This window comes from uncultured Microbacterium sp. (assembly GCF_963521695.1).
In the GTDB taxonomy this organism is placed as follows: domain Bacteria; phylum Actinomycetota; class Actinomycetes; order Actinomycetales; family Microbacteriaceae; genus Microbacterium.
The window spans coordinates 1-11,823 of the sequence record NZ_CAUQWC010000092.1 but is presented as its reverse complement, the minus strand read 5'-3'; the positions used below and the strand labels follow the sequence as shown (position 1 = coordinate 11,823).

General features: G+C 68.9%; 11 protein-coding genes. 5 read left to right on the top strand and 6 right to left on the bottom strand.

Going from position 1 to position 11,823, the window contains the following annotated elements; translation table 11 throughout:
- Positions 1-187: 187 nt before the first annotated feature.
- From guaA to guaB, 6 genes are all read right to left on the bottom strand, one after another.
- Complete coding sequence (gene guaA / locus RWP81_RS08720) at positions 188-1,768, bottom strand: glutamine-hydrolyzing GMP synthase (RefSeq protein WP_314454927.1); 1,581 nt, start codon at positions 1,766-1,768, stop codon at positions 188-190.
- Positions 1,765-2,286, bottom strand: a complete 522-nt coding sequence (locus RWP81_RS08715) for a DUF3817 domain-containing protein (protein ID WP_314454924.1) — start codon at positions 2,284-2,286, stop codon at positions 1,765-1,767. Before RWP81_RS08715 ends, guaA begins: the two co-directional genes overlap by 4 nt.
- A gap of 10 nt (positions 2,287-2,296) precedes the next feature.
- A complete protein-coding gene (locus RWP81_RS08710) occupies positions 2,297-3,166 on the bottom strand; it encodes an SURF1 family cytochrome oxidase biogenesis protein (protein ID WP_314454921.1) in 870 nt (289 codons plus the stop codon).
- Positions 3,167-3,176: 10 nt separating this feature from the next.
- Positions 3,177-4,292: a GuaB3 family IMP dehydrogenase-related protein gene (locus tag RWP81_RS08705; RefSeq protein WP_314454930.1), complete on the bottom strand. Its 1,116-nt coding sequence runs from the start codon at positions 4,290-4,292 to the stop codon at positions 3,177-3,179.
- Positions 4,293-4,307: 15 nt separating this feature from the next.
- The gene (locus RWP81_RS08700) at positions 4,308-4,994 is read right to left on the bottom strand and encodes a TMEM175 family protein (RefSeq protein ID WP_314454918.1); all 687 of its coding nucleotides are present in this window, start codon (positions 4,992-4,994) and stop codon (positions 4,308-4,310) included.
- Between the two features lie 99 nt (positions 4,995-5,093).
- A complete protein-coding gene (gene guaB, locus RWP81_RS08695; protein WP_314454915.1) occupies positions 5,094-6,596 on the bottom strand; it encodes an IMP dehydrogenase in 1,503 nt (500 codons plus the stop codon).
- A gap of 303 nt (positions 6,597-6,899) precedes the next feature.
- Here guaB and RWP81_RS08690 point away from each other — a divergent pair, with 303 nt between their 5' ends.
- The 5 genes from RWP81_RS08690 to RWP81_RS08670 are packed head-to-tail and all read left to right on the top strand — an operon-like array spanning position 6,900 to position 11,745.
- Positions 6,900-8,198 (top strand): branched-chain amino acid ABC transporter permease, encoded by a 1,299-nt coding sequence (locus tag RWP81_RS08690; RefSeq protein WP_314454912.1) that lies wholly within the window; start codon positions 6,900-6,902, stop codon positions 8,196-8,198.
- Positions 8,199-8,209: 11 nt separating this feature from the next.
- A complete protein-coding gene (locus RWP81_RS08685; RefSeq protein ID WP_314454909.1) occupies positions 8,210-9,190 on the top strand; it encodes a branched-chain amino acid ABC transporter permease in 981 nt (326 codons plus the stop codon).
- On the top strand, positions 9,183-10,115 hold the full coding sequence (locus tag RWP81_RS08680; RefSeq protein ID WP_314454907.1) for an ABC transporter ATP-binding protein: 933 nt from the start codon (positions 9,183-9,185) through the stop codon (positions 10,113-10,115). The genes RWP81_RS08685 and RWP81_RS08680 overlap by 8 nt, the downstream gene beginning before the upstream one ends.
- Positions 10,115-10,897 carry an ABC transporter ATP-binding protein gene (locus tag RWP81_RS08675; protein ID WP_314454904.1) on the top strand — a complete coding sequence of 261 codons (783 nt, stop codon included), beginning with the start codon at positions 10,115-10,117 and terminating at the stop codon, positions 10,895-10,897. Before RWP81_RS08680 ends, RWP81_RS08675 begins: the two co-directional genes overlap by 1 nt.
- 11 nt (positions 10,898-10,908) lie before the next feature.
- Entirely contained in the window at positions 10,909-11,745 is an 837-nt protein-coding gene (locus RWP81_RS08670; RefSeq protein WP_314454902.1) for a hypothetical protein, read from the top strand.
- The last annotated feature ends 78 nt before the right edge of the window (positions 11,746-11,823 follow it).

Here is an 11,823-nt window from a genome sequence, read left to right as displayed (position 1 = left end):
CCCCCCCCCCCCACCCCCCCCCCGGTGCAACCATACCCCTGCATTCTCTTGATACCGGGAGGTCTCGGGTGCTGGGCGATGTGTTTTCGCGAGAGGGGTAGGGGCCCCGTTCTCGATCCGGAGGGAAGCGGCACGCAGCTCGGCGCGAGGCGACGACGCCGTTACGGGGTCAGAAGTCAGCCGAAGCTCACTCCCATTCGATCGTCCCCGGCGGCTTCGACGTCACGTCGAGCACCACACGGTTGACGTCGCGCACCTCGTTGGTGATGCGGTTGGAGATCTTCGACAGCACGTCGTAGGGCAGGCGCGTCCAGTCGGCGGTCATCGCGTCTTCGCTCGAGACGGGGCGCAGCACGATGGGGTGACCGTACGTGCGGCCGTCGCCCTGGACGCCGACGGAGCGCACGTCGGCGAGCAGCACGACGGGGCACTGCCAGATCTCGTTGTCGAGGCCGGCTTTCGTCAGCTCGGCGCGGGCGATGGCGTCGGCCTCACGCAGGATCTCGAGGCGGTCAGCGGTGACCTCGCCCACGATGCGGATGCCAAGGCCGGGCCCCGGAAAGGGCTGGCGGCCGACGATCGCTTCGGGGAGGCCGAGCTCCCGGCCGATGGCGCGGACCTCGTCTTTGAAGAGGGTGCGGAGCGGCTCGACGAGTTCGAACTGCAGGTCTTCGGGGAGCCCTCCGACGTTGTGGTGGCTCGTGATGTTGGCGGTGCCGGCACCGCCGCCCGATTCCACGACGTCGGGGTAGAGCGTCCCCTGCACGAGGAACCGCACCTGCTCGCCCTCGGCCTTGGCTTCGGCGACGAGGTCGGCCTGCACCTGCTCGAAGGCGCGGATGAACTCACGACCGATGATCTTGCGCTTCTGCTCGGGGTCGCTGACACCCGCGAGCGCATTCAGGAACGTCTCGCGCGCGTCGACGGTGATGAGCTTCACGCCGGTGGAGGCGACGTAGTCGTTCTCGACCTGCTCGCGTTCGCCCTGGCGGAGGAGCCCGTGGTCGACGAAGACGGCGATGAGCTGGTCGCCGACGGCCTCGTGGACGAGAGCGGTCGAGACGGCCGAGTCGACGCCGCCCGACAGCGCCGAGATGACACGGCCGGTGCCGACCTGCTGACGGATGCGCTCGACCTGCTCGGCGATGACGTTGCCGCTGTTCCAGTCGGCGGGCAGGCCCGCGGCCTTGTGCAGGAAGTTCTCGATCACGTGCTGACCGTGGTCGGAGTGCTTCACTTCCGGATGCCACTGAACGCCGTACATGCGGCGCGCGTCGCTCGCGAAGGCGGCGACGGGCGTGTGCGCGGTGCGGGCGAGGACCTCGAAGCCGTCGGGGGCGCGCGACACCTGGTCGCCGTGGCTCATCCACACGTTCTGATCGACCGGCTGACCCTGCAGCAGCGTGCCCTCGGTCACGATCGTGGCGTCGGTGGCACCGTACTCGCGCAGGCCCGTGTTCGCGACCTCGCCGCCGAGCGCCTTCGCCATGACCTGGAAGCCGTAGCAGATGCCGAGTGTCGGCACGTCGAGGTGGAACACGCCGCTGTCGAGGCTGGGAGCGCCGTCTTCATAGACCGACGACGGGCCGCCCGAGAGGATGATGCCGACGGGGTTCTTCGCCGCGATCTCATCCGCCGTAGCGGTGTGGGGCACGATCTCGCTGTACACGCCGGCTTCGCGCACCCGACGGGCGATGAGCTGCGCGTACTGGGCGCCGAAGTCGACGACGAGGACGGGGCGCTGGGACGTTTCGGTCTGTTCGGTCACCGGTTGCCTTCCGGGGTGGGAACGGGAGCGCTGACCTGGGCGGCTTCGCGCTCGGCGAGGTAGGCGCGCACGCTCCGGGCGGTGCGCACCTCGAGGATGAAGGAGAGGAAGGGCACCACGCCACCGAGGGCGAGGAAGACGAAGCGACGGAACGGCCACCGCATGAGGCTCCACACGCGGAAGCACGAGAAGAGGTAGACCACGTAGAACCAGCCGTGGGCGACGAGGATCGCGAGCGAGACGTTGACGCCGTCTCCGGTCGACAGGATCTCGCAACCGCTGCCGCCGGGGACGAACAGCGAGAACCACTGGCAGTCGGGACCGGGCACGGCATCCGCGAACCACAGGAAGCCACCGGAACCGCCGAGGAACAGCTCCACGTGAATGGGCGTGTACTTCAGGATCATCTCGGCGACCAGCAGCAGCAGGCCGACACCGGTGATGATCGAGCAGATCTGGTAGAACTTCAGGGCTCCGCGGATCGCCGGGAACGAGGCGAGCTTGGGGGCGCGAGGCATGGATGCCAGTCTAGTCGCGAGACGCTGGGGGCCCCGCCGCGAGGGCGTCGGCTTGTTCGTCTTCGAGGTCTTCGACCTCTTTCTCCCACGCGTCGCGCGCGAGGCGATACCAGAGATAGAGCGCGAAACCGGCGAAGACGGCCCATTCGGCGGCGTAGAAGATGTTCAGCCAGTTGACCCGCGAGCGCTCGTCGGGGGCCGGCGAGGAGATGTCGACGAGCGGACCGATGGCGGTCTGCGACGCGATGTATTGCCGGTAGACGCTCACGTCGGTGATGTCGTGCCACCGGCCGAGCAGCATGGCGGGCGACATGCGTGTGAGGGTGGACGGGTCGGCGTCCGACGGCGGCAGGGACGGCCCCTCGTCGGAGATCAGGCGTCCGGTGACCTCGACCACGGCCGTCGGATCGGCCTCGACCTGCCGCTCGAGTTCGGCGGCGGCGGCGTTCGCCTGCTCGAGGCTCGGGGTCCAGCCGGTCGCGACGGCGACCGAGGTGCGTTGCGCGGCACCGGCGACGCGGAGCTGACCGGTGACCCAGTACCCCTCGGCGTCATCGTTGAAGCGCGAGGAGACGACGATGAAGTCGGATGCCACCCACGTGCCCGTCACCGCGACCCGCTGACCCACGAGGGGTTCGGGCAGATAGTCGCCCGGCTTCACGACGTCGTCGAGGGGACGGACGACCTCGGTCAGGCCCGGCTCGGGCGGCGAGGTGTCGACCGCACGGCCCAGCTGCCACTGCCCCAGCCACGCGAGCACGCCCGCCACGATCAGCGAGAACGCCAGCAGCGCGATCCAGCGGGGCCGCAGCATCACCTCCCGCAGGGTGGGCGGGAAGATCTGCGGCGGCGCCGGATCGGTCGCGGGGGCGGAGGTCATGCGGTGCCGGTCAGTGACCGTAGGGGGCGACGACGACCTCGACGCGCTGGAACTCCTTGAGGTCGGAGTAGCCGGTGGTGGCCATCGACTTCTTCAGCGCCCCGATGAGGTTGGCGGTGCCGTCGGCGACGGGCGCCGGGCCGTAGAGGATCTGCTCGAGCGGGCCGACGCGGTCGACGGCGACCCGACGGCCGCGCGGCAGCTTCGCGTGGTGCGCCTCGGGGCCCCAGTGGAAGCCGCGTCCGGGCGCGTCGGTCGCCCGAGCCAGTGCGACGCCCAGCATGACGGCATCCGCTCCCATGGCGAGGGCCTTCACGATGTCGCCCGAGGTGCCCACGCCGCCGTCGGCGATGACGTGCACGTAGCGGCCACCCGACTCGTCGAGGTAGTCACGGCGGGCGCCGGCGACGTCGGCGACGGCGGTGGCCATCGGGGCGTGGAGGCCCAGGGTGGCGCGGGTGGTCGAGGCCGCTCCCCCGCCGAAGCCGACGAGCACGCCGGCAGCTCCCGTGCGCATGAGGTGCAGGGCCGCCGTGTACGTGGCGGCGCCGCCGACGATGACGGGCACGTCGAGGTCGTAGATGAACTTCTTGAGGTTCAGCGGCTCGGCGACCTTCGAGACGTGCTCCGCCGACACCGTGGTGCCACGGATGACGAAGAGGTCGACGCCGGCGGCGACGACGGTCTCGTAGAGGTCGTGCGTGCGCTGCGGGGTCAGGGCTCCGGCGACGGGGACGCCCGCGTCGCGCACCTCGGCGAGGCGGTCACGGACGAGTTCGGGCTTGATGGGCTCGGAGTAGAGCTGCTGCATGCGGCGGGTCGCGTCGGCCTCGGGAAGCGTCGCGATCTCGGCGAGGTGCGGCTCGGGGTCGTCGTAGCGCGTCCACAGTCCCTCGAGGTCGAGGACGCCCAGGCCACCGAGGCGGCCGAGCTCGATCGCCGTGCGCGGGCTGACGACGGAGTCCATCGGTGCGCCCAGGACGGGGATCTCGAAAGAGAACGCGTCGATGGTCCACGCGGTCGAGACGTCTTCGGGATTGCGCGTGCGCCGCGACGGCACGACGGCGATGTCGTCGAAGGTGTAGGCGCGGCGGGCGCGCTTGGCGCGGCCGAGGTCGATCTCCATGGTCACCCGCCCAGCCTACCCGCGCCCTCCGACACCGCCGTCGGATGCTTCATCGTCGCGAGACGTGGTCGCCGGCGAGGAAATCGGCGCGTCGCCCCCTCGCAGCAGTCGGGTGAGTGGACCGTCCAGCGCGAACAGGAGGAATCCGATCGACCCGATCAGCGGACTGAGCGCCATCGCGGCGCCGCTGAGGATGACGGCACTGATGCTCGCGCGCCCGAGTCGGCGGGCGTCGTCGGCCGAGAGGTCGGTGATGGCGCCCGAGCGCACGGCCCACACCCACTGCAGCCAACCCATCACGATCGCGAGGAAGAAGTTGACCGGCAACAGCACGCGCCCGAGGAGGAGGTCGTTGGAGGTGGTGTCGAGCGATGAGGTGAAGGGCACCAGCACGATGAGCAGCAGCCGGCCGTTGTTTATCCACATGCCCGCGTCGTCGATGCGCACGATCCACTCGAATTGCCGCACGTGCGTCATCCACATCACGCACAGGATGAGGAAGCTGATGACGAACGAGAAGACGGGATGAGCCAGGCCGACCAGCGCGTCGGCGAGTTGCTCGTCGGTGGTCGGCGAGCCCAGCGACTGATCGGTCAGACCCAGCACCAACAGGGTCGCCGCGATCGCGAAGACCCCGTCGGTGAACGCCTCCGTCCGGCGAGCGGACAGTGACGCGGCAGGATGGCTGCGCCGTCGGATCATGGGCACAGCGTAGCGGCGGTCACCGCACCGGTCCCCCACGGGTTGCCCGGGCAGCACGCGGGGGCCGGGCGATCGGCCCGACCCCCGCGCGACGCAGTGTCACTTCTTGTAGTTGGGCGCCTCGACGACGATCTGCACGTCGTGCGGGTGCGACTCCTTGAGGCCCGCGGAGGTGATGCGCACGAAGCGCCCCTTGCTCTTGAGCTCCTCGACGGTGCGGGCACCCACGTAGAACATCGACTGACGGAGGCCGCCGATGAGCTGGTACGCCACGGCGGCGACGGGACCGCGGTAGGGCACCTGGCCTTCGATGCCCTCGGGGATGAGCTTGTCGTCGCTGGGCACGTCGGCCTGGAAGTAGCGGTCCTTCGAGTAGGACGTCTTCTTGCCGCGCGTCTGCAGTGCGCCGAGCGAGCCCATGCCGCGGTACTGCTTGAACTGCTTGCCGCCCTGGAAGACGATCTCGCCCGGCGACTCGTCGGTGCCGGCGAGGAGCGAACCGAGCATGACGGTGTCGGCGCCGGCGACGAGCGCCTTGGCGATGTCGCCCGAGTACTGCAACCCGCCGTCGGCGATCACGGGGACGCCCGCGGGGATCGCGGCCTGAGCGGCTTCGTAGATCGCGGTGACCTGGGGCACACCGACACCCGCGACGACGCGGGTGGTGCAGATGGAGCCCGGTCCGACGCCGACCTTGACGGCATCCACTCCCGCGTCGATGAGGGCCTGCGCGCCCTCGCGGGTGGCGACGTTGCCGCCGATGACGTCGATGTGCGCGAAAGAGGCGTCGGCCTTCAGGCGCGTGACGATGTCGATGACACCCGCCGACTGCCCGTTGGCGGTGTCGACGACGAGCACGTCGACGCCCGCGTCGCGCAGGGCTTCGGCGCGCTGCCACGCGTCACCGAAGAAGCCGATCGCCGCGCCCACGCGGAGCCGACCCTGATCGTCCTTGGTGGCGAGGGGGTACTTCTCGCTCTTGTCGAAGTCCTTGATGGTGATGAGACCGGCGAGCTTGCCGTCTTCGTCGACGAGGGGGAGCTTCTCGACGCGATGCTTGGCGAAGGTCGCGATGACGTCGTTGGCGTGGATGCCGACGTGCCCGGTGATCAAGCCGTCCTTGGTCATCACGTCTTTGACGAGAGTGGTCTGACGCTCGAAGCCCGAGACGAAGCGCATGTCGCGGTTGGTGATGATGCCGACGAGCACGCCGTCGGGGTCGACCACGGGCAGACCCGAGATGCGGTACTGCGCGCACATCGCGTCGACCTCGGCCACCGTGGCATCCGGGTTCGTCGTGATCGGGTTGGAGACCATGCCCGACTCGCTGCGCTTGACCTGGTCGACGATGCCCGCCTGGTCCTCGATGGAGAGGTTGCGGTGCACGATGCCGATGCCGCCCTGGCGCGCGATCGCGATGGCCATGCGCGCCTCGGTGACGGTATCCATGGCGCTGGAGAGAAGAGGGGTGGCCACGGTGATGCGGCGGGTCAGACGCGACGACGTGTCGGCCTCGCTCGGGATGACGTCGGTGTGCCCCGGAAGCAGCAACACGTCGTCGTAGGTCAGTCCGATGAAACCGAAGGGGTCGTGCTGCTCCATGGATCCTCCTGCGCGCGCGGCGCCTGTGTGAAAGGGGACGTCGTCGGCCGGAGCGCGGGGTGCGTGCTCCGCCTGCGATTCTAAGCGTCGGGAGGCTGTGAATCATTCCCGTGAACGCTGGCCGCCATGCGCACCCGCCATGACACGGTTCGCTAACGACCCGGTCGGCGAAACACCCACGACACATTACGCTCGTAGCGTCGACCGTCGAAGCTGACGGGACGACTTCGTCAGCGCTGCCGAACTGGAGATTCCGTGGGTCACCCCTCCCCCACCGCGATACGATCGCGAACTTTGTCCCGCATGGCTGTGATCGTGTCGCTCTTCGCGAGCGCGGTCGCCGTCCTGAGCCTGTTCTTCGCGTCACCCGCGGTCGCGCAGGCCACGCAGGCGCCCACCCCCGCCGCTTCGGCGGGCACCGGTGACGTGTCGACCCAATACTCGATCGGCGGGATCATCCGCGCCGGCGACGATCCGATCGAAGGCGTCGAGGTGCTCGTCGCCGGATCGGGCTTCTCCGAGACCGGCACGACGGGTGCCGACGGGCGCTGGACGGTCGCCGTCCCCGGACCGGGCGCGTACACGGCCGAGCTGCAGGTGGACACGCTGCCCGAGGGCGTCGCCCCGCGCGACCCCGACAACGTCACCCGCGATGTCACGATCGGCACGACCAACACGGTCAACGTGCTGTTCCCGACGGGCGAGGGGACGGCGGCCTCCGGAACGATCTGGGACACCCTCTTCTCGCGCTTCTTCTACGGCCTCAACTTCGGCCTGCTCCTCGCGCTGGCCGCGATCGGCATCTCGCTGATCTTCGGCACGACCGGCGTCAACAACTTCGCCCACGGCGAGATGCTGACGTTCGGCGCCATCATCTTCTACGTCTTCACGGCGATGGGCTGGAACCTGCTGCTGGCGATCCTGCTGACGGTGGTGCTCTCGGCCGCGCTCGGATGGACCCAGGATGCCGTGCTGTTCAAACCCCTGCGAAAACGCGGGGTGGGCTTGGTCCAAGTGCTGATCGTCACGATCGGTCTGTCGATCGTGCTGCGCTACCTGTACCTGTATTTCTTCGACGGCGGAACGCGCAACATCGCGACCGGGATCACCGACAACGTCACCATCGGCCCCGTCACGGTGACGCTCACCTCGATCATCAGCATGGGCATCAGCATCGTGATGCTCGGCCTCGTCGGGTACTTCCTCACCCGCACGCGGATCGGCAAGGCGACCCGCGCAGTCAGCGACAACGCCTCGCTCGCCGCCGCGTCCGGTATCAACGTCGACCGCGTGATCCGCATCGTCTGGGTGCTCGCGGGCGCCCTCACGGGCCTCTCCGGCGTTCTTTATGGCCTCTACCGCGGCGTCACGTGGGACATGGGCTTCGCCATTCTTCTGCTGCTGTTCGCCGCGGTCACGCTGGGTGGCCTGGGGAGCGCGTTCGGCGCGCTCGTGGGTTCGCTCATCATCGGCATCATCACGGAACTGTCGACCATCGTCATCCCACCCGACCTGCGGTACGCGGTGGCCCTGATCGTGCTCATCGGCGTGCTGCTGTTCCGGCCGCAAGGTGTGCTCGGTCGTAAAGAGCGGATCGGTTGAGGAAAGACGACATGGACTGGTTTTCGATCTTCAACAACGCCGCGGGCGAGCTCATCAGCCCGACCACCGCGGCCTACGCCCTCGCCGCCATCGGACTCAGCGTGCACTTCGGGTACGCAGGTCTGCTCAACTTCGGTCAGGCGGGCTTCATGGCCGTCGGCGCCTACGCCTTCGCCATCTCGACGCTCTCGCTCTCGGCACCGGTGTGGCTCGCCATCCTCATCGCCATCGGCGCTTCGGTGCTCTTCGCGTTCCTGCTCGGCATCCCGACCCTGCGCCTGCGCGCCGACTACCTCGCGATCGTCACGATCGCGGCGGCCGAGATCGTGCGCTACGTGGTGTCGACGGTGGGTCTGACCGACCTCACCGGCGGCTCGCAGGGTCTGAACGGCTACAACCGCGAGTTCCAGGCGCTCAATCCCCTGCCCGCCGGCACCTACGGCATCGGGCCGTGGACCTACTCGGCGAACGACTGGTGGGTCCGCGTCTTCGGGTGGGGCCTCGTCATCATCGCGACGATCCTCGTCTACCTGCTGATGCGCAGCCCGTGGGGCCGCGTGGTCAAGGGCATCCGCGAGGACGAGGACGCCGTGCGCAGCCTCGGCAAGAACGTCTACTCGTACAAGATGCAGGCTCTCGTGCTCGGCGGTGTCATGGGCGGCCTCGCGGGTGTGGTGTTCATCCTCCCCCGCGCGGTGCAGCCCGGTAACTACGGAACGGCACTGACGTTCTTCATCTGGACGGCGCTGCTGCTCGGCGGCGCCGCGACCCTGCTCGGCCCGATCGTGGGATCGATGCTGTTCTGGGTGCTCCTGTCGCTGTCGAACGGCATCATCGTGGGGCTGCGCGACGTCGGCATCCTGGGCTTCATGTCCAGCACGCAGACGGGGCAGGTGCGCTTCATCCTCGTCGGCCTCGGACTGATGCTCCTGGTGATCTTCCGACCACAGGGCATCTTCGGCAACAAGAAGGAGCTGTCGTTCAATGTCTGACACGACCCTCACCCACCCGCTCGTCAAGGGCGATGTCGGCCCCGGCTGCGCCAAGGTCGACCCGATCGTCGTCGCCGACGGCGTCACCCGGCAGTTCGGCGGGCTCAAGGCCGTCGATGTCGAGCACCTCGAGATCCCCCGCGGACAGATCACCGCTCTGATCGGCCCGAACGGTGCCGGCAAGACGACGCTCTTCAACCTGCTGACCGGCTTCGACAAGCCCAACACGGGTCGATGGAGCTTCGAGGGGTCGAACCTCGCCGGTGTGCCCGCGTTCAAGGTCTCGCGCCAGGGCATGGTGCGCACCTTCCAGCTCACCAAGTCGCTCGGGCGCCTGTCGGTGCTGCAGAACATGCTGCTCGGCGCCCGCGGGCAGAAGGGCGAGAACATCTTCCGCGCCCTGATCCCCTCGACCTGGCGCTCCCAGGAGCAGTCCAACACCGATCGGGCCGACGACCTGCTGCGGCGGTTCAAACTGGATGCCAAGCGCGAGGACTTCGCCGCGTCGCTGTCGGGCGGCCAGCGCAAGCTGCTCGAGATGGCGCGTGCGCTGATGAGCGATCCGAAGCTCGTCATGCTCGACGAGCCCATGGCCGGTGTGAACCCCGCGCTGACGCAGAGCCTGCTCGGGCACATCCTCGACCTGAAGAAGGAGGGGATGAGCGTGCTGTTCGTCGAACACGACATGCACATGGTGCGCCACATCTCCGACTGGGTCGTCGTCATGGCCGAAGGGCGCGTCGTCGCCGAAGGTCCGCCCGACACCGTCATGAGCGACCAGGCCGTCATCGACGCCTACCTGGGCGCCCACCACGACACCGATCTCGGCGACATGACCACGTCGCAGCTCGAGACCATCCAGTCCGAGGCCGCCGCCGAGGCGGAAGCGGAGCTCATCGCCGACGAGAAGGACGGCAAGCTCTGATGGCCGACACCGCCACCACCACGCGCACCGCGGTACTGCGCACCGATGACCTCGTCGCTGGGTACCTGCCGGGCGTGAACATCCTCAACGGGTGCACGGTCGACGCCTATCAGGGCGATCTGATCGGCATCATCGGGCCCAACGGCGCGGGCAAGTCGACGCTGCTGAAGGCCATCTTCGGTCAGGTGAAGATCCGCAGCGGGGCCGTGCTGCTCAACGGCGAGGACATCACCGCGCTCAAGGCCGACAAGCTCGTCGGCAAGGGCGTCGGCATGGTGCCCCAGAACAACAACGTGTTCCCGAGCCTGTCGATCGAGGAGAACCTGCAGATGGGTCTCTTCCAGCGACCCAAGGTGTTCGCCGAGCGCTTCGAGTTCGTCAGCGGGCTCTTCCCCGAGCTGGCCAAGCGGCGCCGCCAGCGCGCCGGGTCGCTCTCGGGCGGCGAGCGCCAGATGGTCGCCATGGGCCGTGCGCTCATGATGGACCCCTCGGTGCTCCTGCTCGACGAGCCGTCGGCCGGTCTCTCCCCCGTGCGCCAGGACGAGACGTTCCTGCGCGTGGCCGAGATCAACCGCGCGGGAGTGACGATCATCATGGTCGAGCAGAACGCGCGGCGGTGCCTGCAGATCTGCCACCGCGCCTACGTTCTCGACCAGGGCAAGGACGCGTACACGGGAACCGGCCGAGAGCTTCTCACCGACCCCCGCGTCATCGAGCTGTACCTCGGCACGCTGGCCGCCGACGAGGACGCCAAGCGCGATCACCCGCACCCCGAGGCCTGATCGACCGTCGCTTGATCGCGAGTGCGGCGCTCACCCTGGTGGGCGTCGCACTCTCGGCATGTTCGGCCCCCTCGCCGCCCGGTCCGTCACTCGACGTCGTTCTCGTGCAGCAACGCGGCGACATCGTCGCCCAGCGGGTGCAGTTGCGGGTCACGAACACCTCCGCAACGCCGGTGACGGTGACCTCGGCGGGTCTCAGCTCGGCGGCTCTCGACGGTGTCGCCGGCGGCGAGACCGCGCGTCCGGTCACGATCGGCCCGGGACGCACGACCGATCTCCCCATTCCCCTCCCCGGGATCCGCTGCTGGCGCGACGATGCCGCGGCTGAGGCTGTGCTGCACGTCGACGACGGCGGCGGCTACCGCGACCGCGACGCCACTGTGGCGGTGGACGACCGGCTGAGCGTGCTCTCGCGGCTCAGCGCGACGCAGTGCGACCGGGATGCCGTGGCATCCATCGCCCGCATCTCGGCAACGAGGGTGGCCCCCACCGGCGACGGCTTCGCGAACCTGGTGCTGTCGATCGAGCCGAGCGGGGATGCCGCGGCCGGACGGCTCGAGATCGTCTCTCTGCGCGGCACTCCCCTGCTGCGTTTCGCCGGGGGCTCCGAGGCTCCTGTCGGGCTGACGGTCGAGGGCGACGACGCACCGTCGGAGGCCGCTGTGGCCGTGACGCCGATCCGGTGCGACGCGCACGCCATCGCCGAGGACAAGGTGGGGACGCTGTTCGACCTCGTCGCGCGGGTGGACGGACGGGAGGTCGTCGTGCCCCTCACCCGCTCGCAAGAGGTGGCCGGCGACCTCTTGGCCTTCACCGCGGCGACCTGCGGCCTGACACCGTCCGGCTGACAGGCGCGAGCGGCCGGGACCGCACCGCCGCGGTCGGGTCCGGATGGAGGACCCCGCGCTGACGGGCCCGGTCCGAGT

Coding starts and splice junctions, on each gene's coding strand:
- RWP81_RS08715 (WP_314454924.1), bottom strand. CDS start 2,286: ATGCCTCGCGCCCCCAAGCTCGCCTCGTTCCCGGCGATCCGCGGAGCC.
- RWP81_RS08710 (WP_314454921.1), bottom strand. CDS start 3,166: ATGACCTCCGCCCCCGCGACCGATCCGGCGCCGCCGCAGATCTTCCCG.
- RWP81_RS08705 (WP_314454930.1), bottom strand. CDS start 4,292: ATGGAGATCGACCTCGGCCGCGCCAAGCGCGCCCGCCGCGCCTACACC.
- RWP81_RS08700 (WP_314454918.1), bottom strand. CDS start 4,994: ATGATCCGACGGCGCAGCCATCCTGCCGCGTCACTGTCCGCTCGCCGG.
- guaB (WP_314454915.1), bottom strand. CDS start 6,596: ATGGAGCAGCACGACCCCTTCGGTTTCATCGGACTGACCTACGACGAC.
- RWP81_RS08690 (WP_314454912.1), top strand. CDS start 6,900: ATGGCTGTGATCGTGTCGCTCTTCGCGAGCGCGGTCGCCGTCCTGAGC.
- RWP81_RS08685 (WP_314454909.1), top strand. CDS start 8,210: ATGGACTGGTTTTCGATCTTCAACAACGCCGCGGGCGAGCTCATCAGC.
- RWP81_RS08680 (WP_314454907.1), top strand. CDS start 9,183: ATGTCTGACACGACCCTCACCCACCCGCTCGTCAAGGGCGATGTCGGC.
- RWP81_RS08675 (WP_314454904.1), top strand. CDS start 10,115: ATGGCCGACACCGCCACCACCACGCGCACCGCGGTACTGCGCACCGAT.